Source organism: Psychrobacter sp. TB67 (assembly GCF_000511065.1).
Classification (GTDB): Bacteria; Pseudomonadota; Gammaproteobacteria; order Pseudomonadales; family Moraxellaceae; genus Psychrobacter; species Psychrobacter okhotskensis.
In genome coordinates, this window is sequence record NZ_AYYA01000050.1 from 12,109 (window position 1) to 28,939 (window position 16,831).

Genomic DNA, 16,831 nt, shown 5'->3' on the forward strand with positions numbered 1-16,831 from the left:
TAAAAACCAGCCAATGTGCTGGTTTTTTTATGGCTAGGGTATGTCCTGACTCTGGATGGAAGTGACTAAATAGGCTAAAAATGGCGGGCATGCAGAAGAAGCCATGATTGCCCATCTATAAAACAGACAATAAGTTGTGCTATTCTGAGGCTAATGATAATGACTGAGCAAGGACGCGACCTAATGAGTAATAGCTTTGAAAATAACTCGCCTAGCGCCACGGTTCCTCCATTGTGGCAAGCCGCCTATGAGCAATATGGACTAAAAAATAACTTGGATGTGTTAGAAGGTAAGCACAATCTGCTGGATTTACTACAACCAAAAATTGAGCAGCATAGTGAGTCGGTGGCTTTTAGTATGGGAGCAGCCACAGTAACCTTTGCCCAACTAGATATTGCTAGCCACCGTTTTGCTGCCTTTCTACAAGCAGAAAATATCGAAAAAGGGGCACGAATTGCCGTACAGCTGCCAAATATATTGCAGTACGCGGTGGCATTGCTCGGTTGTCTACGGGCAGGCGCGGTATTGGTCAATGTCAATCCCATGTATACCCATTATGAATTGGCGCATCAGCTGACTGACTCTCAAGCCTGCGGATTGATCGTCCTTGATGGGATGACAGCCGCTTACGATCAGCTCGATGAAGAGGTAAAAGCGCAATTATCCTTGGTCGTACATTGTTCCGTAGACCCCAATGCCGAACCTGCCGATAACGATATCGCCTTACTGACGCGCATCGACCAGACAGCAAACACAACTAATAGCCAAGCCAACAGTGTTCGCACAACCACAGACGATAGCGCTACAAACAATACTTCAGCACAGGGCGTCAGCTTTGCCCACATTATGAGTGCATACCATGCTGAGCAATATAAGCCCGTTACTATCACGCGCGAAGATTTAGCCTTGTTACAGTATACGGGCGGCACGACTGGCAAGCCAAAAGGCGCGATGCTCACACACTATAATGTGATGGCCAATGTCAGTCAGTGTTATGCGATGTTTGGCAGTGCGATTGAAACAGGTCGCAGTGAGCAGATTAAAATACTCAATCCGCTACCGCTGTACCATATTTTCTCATTCACCGTTTGTGGTCTGCTCGGCATCTATGGTGGTTGGGAAGACATACTGGTCACCAACCCGCGTGATATTGATGGGCTGGTCAAGACCATCGAGCAGCATCGTCCGCATGTCATTCCGTCAGTCAATACCTTATTCATTGGGATGCTGCATCATCCAAAATTTGCTAGCCTCGATTTTAGTCGCTTGGCCTTATCTATCGGGGGCGGCACCGCGATTATCAAAGCAGTGTCTGATCAATGGCAACAAGTCACTGGCATGATTATCAACGAAGGTTATGGCATGTCGGAGACCGCGCCCGTTATCTCTTTCAATCCACCAGGTATAGATGGTTTTAATGGTAGCGTCGGTCTACCGCTCGCTATGATGGATATCAAAATCATAGACGACAATGGCTCAGCATGTGCTATCGGAACGCCGGGAGAAGTCGGTATCAAAGGGCCACAAGTAATGCAGGGTTATTGGCGCCAAGACAATAGCGATACCTTTACTAATGATGGCTACTTTAAATCAGGTGATATTGGGCTACTGAATAAACAGGGCTTTTTGACCCTCGTTGATCGTAAGAAAGACATGATATTGGTGTCAGGCTTTAACGTGTATCCTAACGAAGTAGAAGCAGCGTTGACTGAGCATCCAAAAGTGCTCGAGGTGGCGGTTATTGGAATTGAAGATGCGCATAGCGGTGAAGTACCCAAAGCTTTTGTAGTAAAAAAAGATTCGAGCTTAACGGCTGAGGAGCTGGCAGCCTTTGCCAGTGAACGTCTGACTGGCTATAAACGCCCGCAGTCATACGAGTTTATCGATGAGTTGCCTAAGACCGCAGTCGGTAAAATATTACGTAAATCCTTACGCTAAATCAGCATTTTATTAAAGCTAAAAAATTGGATTGCTATTTTGGCAGTCCAGTTTTTTATTTTTTATCTATATTAATCATAAACTTAGCTTTATCGTGCTTTATCAAACTTGCGATCTTTTAAACTTACATTACCGCGTAGCACGTCGCTATACATACGAAAATCGCTGGCAAAGCTTTTTAGCGGAAATTTAAAAGAGGCGGGCTTGTTTTTCTCAAAAAAGAAATGCCCGACCCAAGCACAAGCGTAGCCTGCAGCGATGCCTTTGAGTAATGGTTTTGGCGAACGGGTTTTGACCGACTTTGCCAAGCCTAATAAGCCAAAACTACTGCCTGCAAAATGCAGTCGTCGGCATGCCATATTTTGATGTTCATCCAAATAAAAATCATAAAAGTTTGGCTTCGTTGGACTGACCGTCTTCATGATGTCTTTTTTGGCCGTGCCGATAGTAGCAGCGTCGGTATATTTCGTAGTGTTTTGTGTGGCAACTTGATTCATTTTTAGCTTCCTTGCTAATCGTCTATCGAAAACAGGCATTAGGGCAAATCATTGAGAGATTTTTTAATTCATTAAACCTTATACTTGATAAGTAAGTGTTTGTTCTTTATTACAATATTTATGATTTTTAATGTAGCAAATCGCCATGAGTAACACAAGCGTCAAGTGTGGGCTACTTGTCTGTGTTGTCATCGGGTACTAGCCAAGGTTGCGTCTTACTTGCCACTATTTGGCATAAATGCTTTAATGGCAAAACTCGCTGTGTTTCGCTCAGTGAGCTGTGTTTTTTATCTATCCGTTTTCCTATTTTTCAGCAAATATCCTATCCTTTTTATCTAACACGGTAACGATATATCCTATGCCTAATGACTACCTAGCAAACCCACCGATCGCCGATGATGAAATGATGGCAGCCATTGATATTGGTTCCAACAGCTTTCATTTAGCCATTGCCCGTCTTGACCACGGTGAGGTGCGGAAAGTGGTTTCGATGTCCGAAAAGGTGCAGTTGGCAGCAGGATTGGATGAGAATAATATATTGGGCGCGGCGGCTGAACAGCGAGGACTTGAATGTCTAAGTCGGTTTGTGGCGCGTCTTGATTCAGTACCACCTGAGCGTATTCGTGTGGTGGCGACCAATGCCTTGCGCCAAGCTAAGAATGCCAATGACTTTATCACTCGGGCCAATAAAATCTTACCCAAGCCGATCGAAATCATCGCTGGACGAGAAGAGGCGCGTCTAATTTATTTGGGCGTCTCGCACACCAACGCCAGTAGCGATAAGCGTTTGGTCATCGATATCGGCGGTGGCTCGACCGAGTTCATCATTGGTCAAGAGTTCGATCCGCTATTGACCGAAAGTTTACAGATGGGCTGTGTTGCCTTTACCAAAAAATATTTTGATGATGGGCAAATTACCAAAGAAGCGTTTAACAATGCGATATCAGGCGCGCGCAAAGAAGTATTAGCGATTAATGGTCGCTACCAAAAAACCGGTTGGAGTAGTGTGGTTGGCTCTAGTGGCACGATTAAGGCGGTGCGTAACGTCCTCGTCTCTAAAGGCTGGGCGGATGAGCAAGAACGCATTACTTATAAAGGCGTCAAAAAACTAGAAAAATTATTGATTAAGATTGGCAATGTCAATGACATCGAATTAGAAGGCGTCAAGGAGCATCGTAAAGCCGTCTTCCCCGCAGGCGTGGCGGTGCTACGGGCGGTGATGAAGGTGCTGGGCATTGAGACCATTGTTTACTCAGATGGCGCGCTACGCGAAGGCGTTATGTATGACATGTTGGGGCGCTTTGCCAGTGAAGACGTGCGTGACCGTAGTGTGCTGGCACTTATTAAACGCTACTCAGGCGATAAAAAACAAGCCAAACAAGTAGTAAGAACCAGTCGCAATTTGTTTGAACAGGTGAAGGCGAAGCTATCACTCAGTAGCGACGATGGCGATTTGCTCAGGCGGGCAGCGTTTTTGCATGAAATAGGCCTAGCCATTAGCCATAGTAGCTACCACAAGCACAGCGCATATTTACTTGAACACTCTGATATTCCTGGGTTTTCACAAGTCGATCAAAAACGTATGGCGCAGCTGATGCTCAATCATCGCCGCAAGCTCAAGGCGGATATGTTAGAGCAGACTGGTACTATTGGCGGTGATTCGCTGGTGTATTTATGCTTATTGTTACGGTTAGCCGTACTCGCGCATCACAGCCGTAGCGATAACGAACTACCAACGTTGCAGCTTCAAGTCGTTGATACCAACTGTTGGCAAATCACAGTGACGGATAACAATGAGCATTATGCGTTCTTATTATCAGATTTACATAATGAGGTCGAGCAGTTTGCCAAGTGGGGCGTGACACTAAGCGTGGTCGAGGCATAAGTGCTGAGCGCTAGCATTGAGTCGTTACTATTGTGATGAGTAAGGTACAGATTAACGTAACAAAAGCGGCTTTGTCAGTAATGTCATGGCATTTAAGATGTGCTACTATAGCTCCTATTGAGTTTACAACTGTACTTTTATTATCTACAAACCGATAACGATGCTATTGTTAAATATAATTATTAAAGGGAAAGGTCTATGAGCACTGTCTGGGATAGTGTGCAGCTTGCACGGCACGCCAAGCGTCCATTATTTATGGACTATGTTAATCAGCTGTTTACCGAATTTGATGAATTGCATGGCGATCGTGCGTTTGCCGATGACAAAGCGATTCTGGGTGGCCTTGCGCGCTTTGACGGTATGCCAGTGATGGTTATCGGTCAGCATCGAGGTCGCAGCACGCGCGAGCGTATCGCCCATAACTTTGGTATGGCCAATCCTGAAGGCTATCGCAAAGTCATTCGCTTGGTAAAGATGGCGGAACGTTTTAATATTCCGGTGATGACCTTTGTTGATACCCAAGGCGCCTATCCGGGTATTGGTGCCGAAGAGCGCGGGCAGGCGCAAGCCATTGCTGAGAGTATTGCGGTTTTTTCTAGCCTAAAAGTGCCGATTATCGTGACCATTATCGGTGAAGGTGGCTCAGGTGGCGCGTTAGCGATTGGCGTTGGGGATAAGGTCAATATGCTGCAAAACAGCATTTACTCAGTTATTTCTCCGGAAGGCTGTGCCTCTATCCTGTGGAAAACAGCCGAAAAAGCGCAAGATGCCAGTGAAGCCTTAAAATTAAATGCCATTAATCTCTATCAAATGGGCTTAATTGATACAGTGATTGATGAAGGCGAGGGCGCTCATATTCAGCCACAACCAGTCATGACGGCTTTGAAAGTGCTCATTGGTGAGCAGTTAGATGAGCTTAAGGATTTGGATGCGCAGGAGCGTTGCGAGCTGCGTTATGAGAAGCTAAAAACCTTTAACTCGGAGGTAATGTTGCCTGCTTAATAGGCTAACATTGTGCTTTTTTAGATTGGGCTTGTTTAGAGTAAGGTCAATTTATTATTGAGCACCTATTAAGTATTTAACGCTCAGCTTTTGATATTAGATAGTTATCCTTAATGTTAAAACAAAAAATGCTAAAATAAAAACGTGTCATTTTATGGCGCGTTTTTTTGTGCCAACAAACTTCTGCATTAATAACGTATATATAGTCAGTGAAAAGTAATATCGAACCATCATGCGCTGCTGATATCAATTTTTCTTGCTTGCCGTGCCTGCGCAGACAGAGGCGATAAAAAATTGATATCAGCAATACCGTCGCGTTTTTAGGATATTTTAACCATAACAACTTAATAGATAAGATAAATTATGACCAGCAGCGCAATCCTCCAATATACTATTGAGCCAATAGCTGAGCTGCCAATTGACACTCATTTGGCTGAGGCGTTATTGAGCAGTTTGGCTAATTATGCTGAACAGCTACATGGTCACCGTCTTTGGCTGGCTTGTAGTGGTGGTCGCGATTCCTTGGCACTTGCGGCGTTATGTGTGCAGCTCTATCGACACGGTAAATTGCCATTTTTGCCGCAATTACTGCATGTTAATCATGGTCTACAAGTGGACAGTGGCATCTGGGCGAAGCATGTGGCGAAATGGGCGGAGGCTCAAGAGATACCTTGTCGGATTTTATCAGCGCAAGTGGACGGTCATGATGAGCAAGCCGCTAGGCAAGCGCGCTATGACGTTATGCGAGCGCAACTCAATCAAGACGATGTGTTGCTCTTAGCGCATCATGCCGATGACCAAGCAGAAACGGTACTGATGCGGTTGATTCAAGGCGCTGGGGTGAATGGCTTGTCGGGTATGCAGCCATGGCATCTACAGACGCAAGGTAGGCGGCGAAATATATTGTGGCGACCTTGGCTGACCGTCCAGCGTACCAGTATTAGTGCCTATGCTCAGCGTCTGAAATTGCCCTATATCGACGACCCGACCAATGATGCGGGCGACAATGTACGGAGTGGACTGCGCCGTGATGTCATGCCCGCATTGGCAAAATATAACTCCAACGTCATTGATAACATTGCTCGTAGTGCGCAGCTACTAAGTGACGCGCAAGCGACGGTCAGCGCTCAAGCAGAACAAGACATGCAGCAAACGGCTATTACCTCGTTACAACTGCCACCTGCACAATATGTATTAAATATTGACGAGCTACAGAAACTACCGCTTTATCGCCAACGCCAATTACTGCACTGTTGGCTAGCTCAAGATGAGCCATTACCGCCAGCTAAACAGCTAGTCGATGATGTATTAAACCTAGCTGAGCGCAATGATAATGATCACCAAACGGCACTTTTTTGGCAAGGTCGCACACAGTCTTATAGCATTCGGCGCTACCGCCAGCAGCTTTATCGGCTGAGCAATGAGTGGCTGACATGGCTGAATATGCCGCTTGATGAACAAACTCAACCGTTAGCGCCAGCCAATTTATCTAGCAATATTAGCACTGGCGTATTTGATGATAATTTGACACTGATTTATTTACGAACGAGCACCGATTTTACGTGGCAGTTGCGGATATTACCTCAGGTATTGGCACAGTTATTAGACAATACAAAAGGTGAGCATGCGTTACAGACAGTAGTGAAGCCAGTATTTAATATAAGAGCATTAGATCGCAAGCAGCGTGTGCAAACGGCATTGGCGTCGCGTCCGCAATCCGGTAAAAAGCTGTATCAAACCTTGGGTATCCCTTCATGGATGCGTGAGAGTTTAATGGTTATTAGTGCAGTGTGCACTTATGATGAAGAATTGCCATTATTGCTAGTATCACCGTTTGAAAGTTGGGTGTTAGGGACTGATAAGTCATCAACAGCCATTAGAAATGATAGTAGTATTTTAGACAGTGCTATCGGAAGTGTTCTAAGTGTAAATAATTTTTTGTGATAAATTTTACTCATTCTGAGTTAAGAAGTTAGATTATTTTTTTCTTACCATTTTGATATCTGTGATTTTAGTACCTTCGTAGCATTCTTCACTATTATCTCCAGTATAGACAAAACCGAATTTTTTATAAAAATCGATAGCTGCTGTATTAGATTCTAGTACCCATAAATAAAAGTGGGTATTGATATTAGACTCTAAGATGTCTTGCAACGACGTCTTCATTAACTCAGTTCCTATACCTAGCCTCTGATATTCTGGTAAAACATACAAAGTCGTAATTTCATAGCTATTATTTTTATTAAAATATCCAATAAATCCTAAGCTTTTATGGTTAGTATCATGTGCTACCCACACAACGACATCGTGATGAACGATTAACGCTTGCCACATTTCTGTTTTTTCGAATAGGTTGTTTTTGTTGCTAATATAAGACTCTGGTAGCAAACCTAAGTAGGCGGCACCCCAACTCTCAAAGTGCATGTTAGCAATATCTGTAAAGTCGTCTAGATTGCCTCTACGCACAAAATACATCGTTTACTCCAAAAAACTTAAAAATAGTTTGAAAATGACATTTCTCAATTTACTAACTAAGCTATGAAAGAGTCTGTGATAATTTAGTAGTTGAATAGGATTTTAGGCTAATAATGAGCTCGGGAATTTATCAAACGGTCGTAGTAGCAGTATGGTAAACTGAGTGTCATTTTAAATACCATTATGTTACTTTGATTGCCTTTGAAATTTTTGAGTAGGAGACACACATGTCAGTATTAGATAATAAGAAAATCAGTTTTGTCGGTGGCGGAAATATGGCGCAGGCCTTGATTAGCGGTCTTGTAAGCTGCGGCATTAAGCCCAGTCTGATTACCGTGGCTGATCCTAGCGGCGACGCGCGCGAGCAACTAGCCGCTAAGGGATTAAACACTGTAGATCCAACCGCTAATCCAACCGCCGCTATTACCGATGCTGATATTGTCGTACTGGCAGTAAAACCGCAAGTGATGAAACCAGTCGTCAGCGCTTTTGCAGATGTATTGGACAAGCAGCTAGTGATTTCGGTGGCAGCTGGCTTGTCGACGGATATTTTGTCTGGCATGCTAGGCGGCTATCGCAATATCGTGCGCGCAATGCCAAATACACCTGCCATGATTCAGATGGGTGCAACCGGTCTTTATGGTACGGATGATATCTCTACTGAACAAAAGCAATTAGCCACTGCAGTAATGGAAGCCTCTGGTCTGGTCATGTGGGTTGATGACGAAGAGCATATGCACGCGGTAACGGCAGTTTCAGGCTCAGCACCAGCCTATGTATTTTATTTTATTGAATCGATGGTTGATGGTGCAGTCGCCTTAGGGTTGGATAAAGAGCAAGCCTCAGCATTGGCCATGCAAACCATGTTGGGCGCAGCAAAAATGGCAATGGATAGCGATGATGTACCTGCCGAGTTACGCCGCAAAGTTACTTCACCGAACGGTACGACTCAAGCCGCTATTGAGTCGATGCAAGCCAATGAGATTGGTCGTCAAATCGGCGAAGCCATGCAAGCCTGTTATGATCGTAGTCAAGCGCTTAGCGAAGAGATGAAGTAATACCAATAGCCAGCAGATACAACCAGCCACTTTGTGAGTGGCTGTCATCATAAATGGTTAATACTGGTCTCGATTATTCGTCTTTTATTACTTTTATTGTTATTAGCGTACAAGCCCATTGAGTAGCACTTCATGAACAACCTGTTATTTCAAATTTTTGATTTGGTCACCACTTTCGCTATGATGTTGGTGTTTATCCGTTTTATGCTGCAGTTTGCAGGGATGGATGCCAGCAATCCGATGATTGCACCGGCTTACAAGGCGACTCATATCGTCGATGTGTTTGGGCGTATTTTTCCTACTGTTGCGCACGGTCGCATCAGTATTGCCGCGATTGTGTTGATGTTTTTGATTCGTCTGATTGATATCTCTGGAAAAGCCGCGTTGACCCACAAAGGCATCGCGCCTGTGCCGCTATTTTTTACAGGTACCATAAGTTTAGTATTAGACTTTTTACGCATGTGTCGCTATTTAGTGATCGGTTCTATTATTGTGAGCTGGATTGTCGTGTTTACTAAATCTGAGCATCCTATTATTGGTATCATCATTAATTTGGCTGAGCCGATTTTAGCACCTTTTCGCCGCATCACGCCAAACTTAGGCATGATTGATTTATCACCGATGGTTGCATTTTTTGCCTTTTATTTGCTTGAGATATTTATCGGTGGTTTGGCATCGAGTTTTATGCCGATGTTGGGCTAATAAAGTAAAGACAGAAAAGTAAGAACAGAGTCAAAAAAAGACGCTCTATTAATACAGAGCGTCTTTTTTTATTTATCGTTTATAGATTATTCTGAAAGTCTATAAAACGGTTGGGTATCAGTTGGGCTTCTGCATTCTCAGGGTGCGGTGCATCGGCGGCGCGCAAGGTTTGAGTAATCCAGTTATCGGCTGCCTTGACGGCATCAATGAGCGCGTCGCCTATTGCTAGACGTCCAGCGATAAAGCTAGCCAGCGAGCAGCCAGAGCCATGGAATTCGCCTTCTAAGCGCGGTAAGGTGCTTTGATGCACCATCTCACCTTCTATATACAGATACTGCTCGATATCACCGCTATTAAAGTCGTGTGAGGTTTTGACCAATATCGCATGAGATCCTTGTGCGCATAGTTTTTGCGCACCAATATGCAAGTCTTGCTCGCCGCTCAGAGCGCGTAACTCATGAGTATTAGGCGTAATTAAAGTGGCATAGGGCAGTAGCTGTTTGAAAGCTGCTACTAAAGTTGCCTCATCGCCCAAACTACCGCCACTATTAGCAACCAATACTGGATCAAGTACAAAAGGGGTGTTTTTTTTAATAACTTTATTAGTGAATAATCTAGTCATCATTTTTATATTATCAGTAGTGCCGAGCATGCCCGATTTGATAACCTTTACTGGCAAATCTTCGAGCACAGCCATCGCTTGATTTCTGACCAATTCAGCGCTACAAGCCTCAAAGCCGAAGACCTGCTGTGAGTTTTGAATGGTGATAGCCGTGCAAGCAATCGCTGCATGAGCGCCTGCTTGACCAATGGCTTCGATATCTGCTTGTAGTCCAGCCCCGCCGGAGGGATCTAATCCTGAAAAACACAATACCACTGGCCGCATAAGCGTTCCTTTTCCACGTTTGATGACAATGAGGTATTAATATTTATTTATCATACTCAATGATGCGCTATTACTATAGCCATCCGCTACCAAAAAAGCCATAGCAGCTTAAGGTCGCGCGTTATATTATATTTTTTAAAACCATTTATTAAATGCACGGTTGCTTTTACGAGTAGTCGGGTCGCAAGCGCTAGAAAAGGGCGAAGAATCTGTTTAATAGCTCTAAAACTCATAATTATGGCAAAAGCATGGTTAAAACTGTAGACAGTGCTTGCAATTCGTTTTGGCTTTGCTATAATACTCGCCCACGACATAAGACGTATTGTTAGCATCGATACTGTGTTTAAAGAAGTGTTTTTTCAAAAATACTTTGATAAGTGTCTTAAATCGTTAGGTGAAGTGGGTGAGTGGCTGAAACCAGTTCCCTGCTAAGGAACCATACGTGTAAGCGTATCGAGGGTTCGAATCCCTCCTTCACCGCCATTTATTCAGTTGTTAGTAGAGTAATAACGCAAAAATTGGCGTTAATTATTTTTTTAGTATTTGGTTCAAAACTAATTTGAATTTAACTAATAAAGATATTGACACAAGCGATATTATCTATATAATAACCAACCTAATTTGCTGTAATTGTTGTTAACAATGCAGTAAATGATGTGCAAAGTACGCGCTTGTAGCTCAGTTGGATAGAGCACTTGGCTACGAACTAAGGGGTCGGGAGTTCGAATCTCTCCAAGCGCACCATTTGCATACTAGTTTATTTGTTCATGTAATAAGTAAGCTAACAGAAAATCTAAATCAATCGCCTGTCTTATGACAATTTGGCGATTTTTTTATGTATGTAGCTTTTATCTCTATAGCTTCTATAAGTCTTCTATTTATAAAACGACTGTTATATCTCCCATCTTCCTTCTACATTTGAATAGACAGTCTTTTACAGAAAAAGTCTTCTCGCATCATAATGTACGATAGGCGCTTGAATTACGGTACAATGAGCGCTCTATTTTTCGCTTGTTATGGGCTTGTATCATGTCTAAATCGTCGTCAAAAGCGGCTACTAAAGCCAAATTATCACCAAAAACCCCAAAGCCTCATATCTCTGAAGCCGAAGAACCGACGATTGCCAAACCTGGTACTCGTATGGCGGCTATTCTCTATGATGGTATGTTGGTTTTAGCGTTGTTATTTTTGGTAGGTACTATATTGACGGTGATTGGCACATTGTTGACCATGGACACCGGCACGCAATCACAAGAAGCCAGATCACTGCCGACATGGTATCAAAACTTTATTATGACCCCGTCTTTTATACTGACGTTAGTGGGCTTCTATGGTCTGTTTTGGCGTCGTAGTGGTCAAACACTAGGGATGCAAACGTGGCGCCTAAAGACGGTCAACAATGGCGGTCATTTGCTAACGTGGGGTCAGTCTTTTAAGCGTATTTTAGCGGCTAGTCTTATGCCGCTTATATTTGGCATTATTGGTAGTGTCATCGGTGGCACTCGCGCTATTTTATTAACCAGTGCTTTATTGGGCTTCGTCTTTAATTATGCCTTTTGCCTGTTCAATCGTCGCGGACTCGCGGTACAAGATATGCTATCGAATACCATTACCTTAAAAATGCCAAAAACCGAGAATGAAAGTTTATGGCGGGTCATTAGAAACCGTAAGCAAGGAAAATAAACCGCACTATCATCACCATAGTCTGTCAACACACGTTAAGCGTTACATGTTGGCTGTCTGCATCAGCCATAAAGTATAGCCGACGAAAAACATGACTAAGGTCGCGCCAGATATACGACCAAATGGACGCTTGCTCATAAAGGCAAAGACGCACAGTACGACGAGTAATAGAGTGATCAAGCCCATCGCTAAAATATCACGCGACAAGATAATCGGATTGGCAGTGATAGGGGCGATGAGAGCGGCCAGACCAACGACGCCTAAGGTATTAAAGATATTAGAGCCAATAATATTGCCTAGCGCCATGTCATGCTCACCTTTACGCGCTGCTGATAAGCTGGCAACCAGTTCGGGCAATGAGGTACCAACTGCCACGATGGTTAAGCCAATAATCAGCTCGCTCAAGCCCCAAAATGTTGCCAACTCTACTGCACCCCAGACGATGGCTTGCGAGCTTGCTACCAGCATTGACAGACCAATGAATAAACTACCCAAACCCCGCATTAAACTCGGTGCACTATGATCAGCATCGATGACCTCTTTAGTCTCATCTGCGTTATCTGAATTGCCGTCGCGTAAGCTCAGTACGATTTGAACCCCTAAGACAATGACCAGCATTGCCAATAGCACTAGCCCGTCATTTAAGCTCAGCAGCCCGTCACGTAGCTGCCATGCTGCCAATGCGGTAATCGCTACCAGTATCGGCAAATCGCGCCTGATGATGCCTTTATGAATGATGATGGGGCTAATCAGTACCGTTGCCCCCAATACCAAGGCTATATTGATAATATTTGAACCATAAGCGTTACCTAGCGCCAGCTCGGGACTGCCTTCCAAGGCAGCAAGTAACGACACTACCATCTCAGGTGCCGACGTGCCCAATCCTAAAATAATCACCCCAATCAAAAAACTTGGCACGCGTAACTTTATAGCCAGAGCAGTTGCCCCATCAATAAAAATATCGGCACTCCATACCAAAATGGCTAAACCGATTAATACTGCAATAACTGCCAACCACATTAGTAGGTTTCCTTGTGACTCGTAAATGGATAAAAAAACATAAAAAAAGCTGAATCCTATATAGATTCAGCTTCCTTATCGAACACAATTTTTTATAAACTTAACAGCAGCGTCTCGCCGTTAACAACTAAGCTACCACAGGTAAGTTACAAAACGAAAGTTACTACAACTAAGCCACTTGTACTGGAATGATATTCGCTGTGTCTTTGACCGTATTGTCTTCGTTGCAATAGACCAGTTTTGGCTGATAAGTTTCGGCTTCCACTTCATCAAAATGCGCATAGGCACAGATAATGACGATGTCACCTAAGTCGGCCATATGAGCGGCGGCACCATTTAACGAAATAATACCAGAGCCTGCTTCAGCACGGATAGCATAGGTGCGAAAGCGCTTGCCATTGGTCACATTATAGATATCGATAGATTCGTTTTCACGTAGACCAGCCAGATCTAGTAAATCACCATCGATACCACACGAGCCTTCATAATGAAGCTCGGCATGGGTAACACGGGCACGGTGTAACTTGCATTTAAGCATATTAAGTAGCATAGGTTGCTTCCTTAGCGTAACTGATATTAATGAGCGTGACTGCTATTAAAAACTATCATTAGAAAAATGAGATATCAACTGACTTATTAATTAACCAAATCAAGAGGTTAATGGGGACAATATCGCCAAAATAAAAGGTGCTGTTATTCATTCGACCTATTATTCTGGACCTTTGAAACTATTAATCTGAGAGCGAGCTTTTTCAATATCACCACTTAACAGCAGGGGCAAAGCTTCAAACGCGGCGCTCAAGGCGCTATCAATGGCAATTTGCTCATCGGAGGAAGCTTTTGATAGGACGTGTCCGCTGACTTTAGACTTGTGTCCCGGATGCCCAATACCCACGCGCAGGCGATGAAAGTCGTTGCCAATATGCGGCGTAATATCGCGCAAACCGTTATGACCACCATGTCCGCCATCGGTTTTGAGCTTGATGCTGCCCGCTGGAATATCGAGCTCATCATGGGCAATCAGCAACTCATCATTTTGGATGCCATAAAAGTTGACCATAGGCACCACTGACTGACCGGATTTATTCATAAAGGTCAGTGGCATCAATAGCCGCACGTCATGCCCATGAATTTGTCCGCGTCCTGTTACCCCGTGGAATTTTTTGTCAGGGGCGAGCGTGATGTTGAACTGCTGCGCCAAATGATGGACGAACCAAAACCCTGCATTATGACGCGTAAACATATACTGCTGACCGGGATTACCAAGACCGACAATAAGTTTTATGGCCATAAAAACCCCTTTCTTAGCTGTAATAAATGAGTGATAAGGTTTGAAAAGTAAGACGACTCTATAATATTTAGGCTACACAATAGTTGTCCTACTTTTCAAACCTTACTTACAAAAACAGCAGGAGATATTTATCACCTGCTGCTTTCTAACTAAACAAACCTTTATCTACGTAGCATACGATAAGTCACTACATAGCGATTGTTTATTATTCGTCGTCTTTCTTGTCTTCAGTTTCGCCTTCAGCATCTTGCTCAGTGGCTGGAACGTCAGCTGCATCCACTTCTTCAGCGTCTTCGTCAACTTCTTCAACCGTTGGTGGCTGCATGTTAACGATCGTGCGATCATGACCGTCTTCTAGTTCAAGTTCATGAATAACAACACCTTCAGGAAGTTTGATGTCTGATAAACGGAACAAATCACCGATTTCCATACCAGATACGTCTACTTCTAGGTATTCAGGTAGCTGTGATGGTAGGCAGATGATTTCGATATCAGATACTAGCGTTGATAGTACACCAGCAGCAGCAGTACCCGGCGCATCTTCACGACCAGTGAAATGCACAGGAACATTCATGTGGATTTTTTGACCTTTCACAATACGCTGGAAGTCAGCATGCATTGGGAAGCCTTTAGCTGGATGGCGCTGCAAGTCTTTGATAACGGCTTGATGCTCTTCGCCGTCAACATTGATGGTCAAAATGTGCGAGAAGAAGGCTTCGAATTCAAGTGATTTTACCAACTCGTTAAGCTTGATAGAGATCGCTGTTGGCTCTTCGTTACCACCATAGATGATAGCAGGCACAAGATTCTGCTTACGTAGGCGGCGGCTCGCACCTTTACCTTGTAGTTCAGCAGCACGATCAATGGCGTTTAGTTCAAAATGATTAATGCTCATGGATATAATCCTATAGAGAGTATGTGAAGTATCTACCAGTAATAACAGACTTGCGACCAGTCTATCACTGGATAATCAATACTTTAGAAAGTATCAATCATGTCGCTAAGTATAAAAATACCTAAAAATAATAAAGATTAGCTAATGATGAATACAGGCGCGCATTATACGTGATTCTTTAACAATAATAAAGACCTACGTGAAATGGCTATTTAAAGTGAATATACAATAAACAACGAAAAGTGATTAAAAAAAACGCCAAGTCATAAAACTTGGCGTTTTTTTAACAGATTTTTTAGTAACGGACAATCTTAAGCGTTACCTAAGCGTCAAACATCGCACTGATAGATTCTTCGTTATTGATACGGCGCAAGCTCTCAGCCAGCATCGGGGCGATACTTACTTGACGAATTTTGCTACAAGCTTTGGCGGCGTCAGATAAAGGAATCGTATCAGTGACCACAATCTCATCCAATGCAGATTCATTGATGTTTTTTAGCGCATTACCCGATAAGACTGGGTGGGTAATGTAAGCCAATACGCGGCGTGCACCATTTGCTTTCAATGCTTCAGCAGCTTTGCATAATGTGCCTGCAGTATCGACCATATCATCAACGATGACGCAATCACGGTCGCGAACATCACCGATAATGTGCATCACTTGTGATTCGTTGGCACGCGCACGGCGCTTATCGATGATGGCTAAGTCAGTATCACCTAGTTGTTTGGCCATAGCACGGGCACGAACGACACCACCGACGTCAGGAGAGACGACCATGATATTGTCATAATCTTGCTTTTTGAGGTCGTTTAGCAGCACAGGCGTGCCGTAAATGTTATCGACTGGGATATCAAAGAAACCTTGAATTTGATCTGAGTGCAAATCAACGGTCATGACGCGATCGATACTGACGATGTTGAGCATGTCAGCGACGACTTTGGCCGAGATAGGAACACGCGCTGAACGCGGACGACGGTCTTGACGGGCATAACCAAAGTAGGGCATGACAGCGGTGATACGGCCAGCACTAGAGCGACGCAAGGCATCGGCCATCATCATGATTTCCATCAAGTTGTCGTTGGTCGGTGCACAAGTAGGCTGCATGATAAACACGTCTTTACCGCGCACGTGCTCTTTGATTTCCACCGCAATTTCGCCATCAGAAAAACGCGTGATGTCAGCTTTACCAAGAGGGATGTGTAGGTGGTCGGCGACGGTTTTCGCTAATTCAGGATGGGCGTTGCCCGTAAAAATTGCCAAATAAGGCATGACTGAAGTCCTATTGATTAAATCAAGCAGCGACCGCTAAGCAGTGTCTAACTGCCCAAATATAGAAAAGAGTGATGAAAAATATTGAAGACTACTATTACAGTAAAAAATGGCAGGGGTAGCTGGACTCGAACCAACGGATGTCAGGATCAAAACCTGATGCCTTACCAACTTGGCTATACCCCTGTAATGTACTAGGCAGTACGAGCGCTGAATACTAATAAAAAAT

The 16,831-nt window shown here is 43.9% G+C and carries 15 protein-coding genes and 3 tRNA genes; 9 read left to right on the top strand and 9 right to left on the bottom strand.

The window, feature by feature from the left end:
• Window positions 1-183 precede the first annotated feature (183 nt).
• Window positions 184-1,938, top strand: a complete 1,755-nt coding sequence (locus W293_RS0107570; protein ID WP_025651856.1) for an AMP-binding protein — start codon at window positions 184-186, stop codon at window positions 1,936-1,938.
• Between the two features lie 89 nt (window positions 1,939-2,027).
• On the opposite strand, the gene W293_RS0107575 is transcribed toward W293_RS0107570, so the two are convergent.
• Complete coding sequence (locus W293_RS0107575; protein ID WP_227502370.1) at window positions 2,028-2,360, bottom strand: DUF962 domain-containing protein; 333 nt, start codon at window positions 2,358-2,360, stop codon at window positions 2,028-2,030.
• A gap of 433 nt (window positions 2,361-2,793) precedes the next feature.
• Here W293_RS0107575 and ppx point away from each other — a divergent pair, with 433 nt between their 5' ends.
• From ppx to tilS, 3 genes are all read left to right on the top strand, one after another.
• A complete protein-coding gene (ppx, locus tag W293_RS0107580; protein WP_025651858.1) occupies window positions 2,794-4,320 on the top strand; it encodes an exopolyphosphatase in 1,527 nt (508 codons plus the stop codon).
• A gap of 198 nt (window positions 4,321-4,518) precedes the next feature.
• The gene (locus W293_RS0107585) at window positions 4,519-5,322 is read left to right on the top strand and encodes an acetyl-CoA carboxylase carboxyltransferase subunit alpha (protein ID WP_025651859.1); all 804 of its coding nucleotides are present in this window, start codon (window positions 4,519-4,521) and stop codon (window positions 5,320-5,322) included.
• Between the two features lie 363 nt (window positions 5,323-5,685).
• Window positions 5,686-7,266 (top strand): tRNA lysidine(34) synthetase TilS, encoded by a 1,581-nt coding sequence (tilS, locus tag W293_RS16750; protein ID WP_051395111.1) that lies wholly within the window; start codon window positions 5,686-5,688, stop codon window positions 7,264-7,266.
• Between the two features lie 33 nt (window positions 7,267-7,299).
• On the opposite strand, the gene W293_RS0107595 is transcribed toward tilS, so the two are convergent.
• Window positions 7,300-7,797 carry a GNAT family N-acetyltransferase gene (locus tag W293_RS0107595; RefSeq protein ID WP_025651861.1) on the bottom strand — a complete coding sequence of 166 codons (498 nt, stop codon included), beginning with the start codon at window positions 7,795-7,797 and terminating at the stop codon, window positions 7,300-7,302.
• Window positions 7,798-8,024: 227 nt separating this feature from the next.
• Here W293_RS0107595 and proC point away from each other — a divergent pair, with 227 nt between their 5' ends.
• Both proC and W293_RS0107605 read left to right on the top strand, forming a co-directional pair.
• On the top strand, window positions 8,025-8,855 hold the full coding sequence (proC, locus tag W293_RS0107600) for a pyrroline-5-carboxylate reductase (protein ID WP_025651862.1): 831 nt from the start codon (window positions 8,025-8,027) through the stop codon (window positions 8,853-8,855).
• A 132-nt stretch (window positions 8,856-8,987) separates the two neighbouring features.
• Window positions 8,988-9,557 (top strand): YggT family protein, encoded by a 570-nt coding sequence (locus W293_RS0107605; RefSeq protein ID WP_025651863.1) that lies wholly within the window; start codon window positions 8,988-8,990, stop codon window positions 9,555-9,557.
• 79 nt (window positions 9,558-9,636) lie between these two features.
• Here W293_RS0107605 and W293_RS0107610 read toward each other — a convergent pair whose 3' ends face one another.
• A complete protein-coding gene (locus W293_RS0107610; RefSeq protein ID WP_025651864.1) occupies window positions 9,637-10,443 on the bottom strand; it encodes a hydroxymethylpyrimidine/phosphomethylpyrimidine kinase in 807 nt (268 codons plus the stop codon).
• A gap of 393 nt (window positions 10,444-10,836) precedes the next feature.
• On the opposite strand from W293_RS0107610, the gene W293_RS0107620 reads away from it, so the two are divergent.
• From W293_RS0107620 to W293_RS0107630, 3 genes are all read left to right on the top strand, one after another.
• Window positions 10,837-10,926 (top strand) — tRNA-Ser (locus tag W293_RS0107620).
• Between the two features lie 184 nt (window positions 10,927-11,110).
• Window positions 11,111-11,187 (top strand) — tRNA-Arg (locus W293_RS0107625).
• A gap of 285 nt (window positions 11,188-11,472) precedes the next feature.
• Window positions 11,473-12,126, top strand: a complete 654-nt coding sequence (locus tag W293_RS0107630; RefSeq protein ID WP_025651866.1) for an RDD family protein — start codon at window positions 11,473-11,475, stop codon at window positions 12,124-12,126.
• A 42-nt stretch (window positions 12,127-12,168) separates the two neighbouring features.
• On the opposite strand, the gene W293_RS0107635 is transcribed toward W293_RS0107630, so the two are convergent.
• The 6 genes from W293_RS0107635 to W293_RS0107660 form a co-directional block, all read right to left on the bottom strand.
• The gene (locus W293_RS0107635; RefSeq protein ID WP_025651867.1) at window positions 12,169-13,146 is read right to left on the bottom strand and encodes a calcium/sodium antiporter; all 978 of its coding nucleotides are present in this window, start codon (window positions 13,144-13,146) and stop codon (window positions 12,169-12,171) included.
• A gap of 169 nt (window positions 13,147-13,315) precedes the next feature.
• On the bottom strand, window positions 13,316-13,696 hold the full coding sequence (gene panD / locus W293_RS0107640) for an aspartate 1-decarboxylase (RefSeq protein ID WP_025651868.1): 381 nt from the start codon (window positions 13,694-13,696) through the stop codon (window positions 13,316-13,318).
• A 159-nt stretch (window positions 13,697-13,855) separates the two neighbouring features.
• A complete protein-coding gene (gene pth / locus W293_RS0107645) occupies window positions 13,856-14,437 on the bottom strand; it encodes an aminoacyl-tRNA hydrolase (RefSeq protein ID WP_025651869.1) in 582 nt (193 codons plus the stop codon).
• A 205-nt stretch (window positions 14,438-14,642) separates the two neighbouring features.
• Entirely contained in the window at window positions 14,643-15,332 is a 690-nt protein-coding gene (locus W293_RS0107650) for a 50S ribosomal protein L25/general stress protein Ctc (RefSeq protein WP_025651870.1), read from the bottom strand.
• Window positions 15,333-15,654: 322 nt separating this feature from the next.
• On the bottom strand, window positions 15,655-16,602 hold the full coding sequence (locus W293_RS0107655) for a ribose-phosphate pyrophosphokinase (protein ID WP_025651871.1): 948 nt from the start codon (window positions 16,600-16,602) through the stop codon (window positions 15,655-15,657).
• Window positions 16,603-16,712: 110 nt separating this feature from the next.
• A tRNA-Gln gene (locus W293_RS0107660) sits at window positions 16,713-16,788 on the bottom strand.
• Between the last annotated feature and the right edge of the window lie 43 nt (window positions 16,789-16,831).

What these genes read in the sequence shown, in the direction of transcription:
- W293_RS0107630 (WP_025651866.1), top strand. Translation starts at nt 11,473, where the DNA reads ATGTCTAAATCGTCGTCAAAAGCGGCTACTAAAGCCAAATTATCACCA.
- W293_RS0107585 (WP_025651859.1), top strand. Translation starts at nt 4,519, where the DNA reads ATGAGCACTGTCTGGGATAGTGTGCAGCTTGCACGGCACGCCAAGCGT.
- W293_RS0107610 (WP_025651864.1), bottom strand. Translation starts at nt 10,443, where the DNA reads ATGCGGCCAGTGGTATTGTGTTTTTCAGGATTAGATCCCTCCGGCGGG.
- W293_RS0107595 (WP_025651861.1), bottom strand. Translation starts at nt 7,797, where the DNA reads ATGTATTTTGTGCGTAGAGGCAATCTAGACGACTTTACAGATATTGCT.
- W293_RS0107575 (WP_227502370.1), bottom strand. Translation starts at nt 2,360, where the DNA reads ATGAAGACGGTCAGTCCAACGAAGCCAAACTTTTATGATTTTTATTTG.
- W293_RS0107605 (WP_025651863.1), top strand. Translation starts at nt 8,988, where the DNA reads ATGAACAACCTGTTATTTCAAATTTTTGATTTGGTCACCACTTTCGCT.
- W293_RS0107570 (WP_025651856.1), top strand. Translation starts at nt 184, where the DNA reads ATGAGTAATAGCTTTGAAAATAACTCGCCTAGCGCCACGGTTCCTCCA.
- W293_RS0107650 (WP_025651870.1), bottom strand. Translation starts at nt 15,332, where the DNA reads ATGAGCATTAATCATTTTGAACTAAACGCCATTGATCGTGCTGCTGAA.
- panD (WP_025651868.1), bottom strand. Translation starts at nt 13,696, where the DNA reads ATGCTACTTAATATGCTTAAATGCAAGTTACACCGTGCCCGTGTTACC.
- tilS (WP_051395111.1), top strand. Translation starts at nt 5,686, where the DNA reads ATGACCAGCAGCGCAATCCTCCAATATACTATTGAGCCAATAGCTGAG.
- pth (WP_025651869.1), bottom strand. Translation starts at nt 14,437, where the DNA reads ATGGCCATAAAACTTATTGTCGGTCTTGGTAATCCCGGTCAGCAGTAT.
- W293_RS0107655 (WP_025651871.1), bottom strand. Translation starts at nt 16,602, where the DNA reads ATGCCTTATTTGGCAATTTTTACGGGCAACGCCCATCCTGAATTAGCG.
- ppx (WP_025651858.1), top strand. Translation starts at nt 2,794, where the DNA reads ATGCCTAATGACTACCTAGCAAACCCACCGATCGCCGATGATGAAATG.
- W293_RS0107635 (WP_025651867.1), bottom strand. Translation starts at nt 13,146, where the DNA reads ATGTGGTTGGCAGTTATTGCAGTATTAATCGGTTTAGCCATTTTGGTA.
- proC (WP_025651862.1), top strand. Translation starts at nt 8,025, where the DNA reads ATGTCAGTATTAGATAATAAGAAAATCAGTTTTGTCGGTGGCGGAAAT.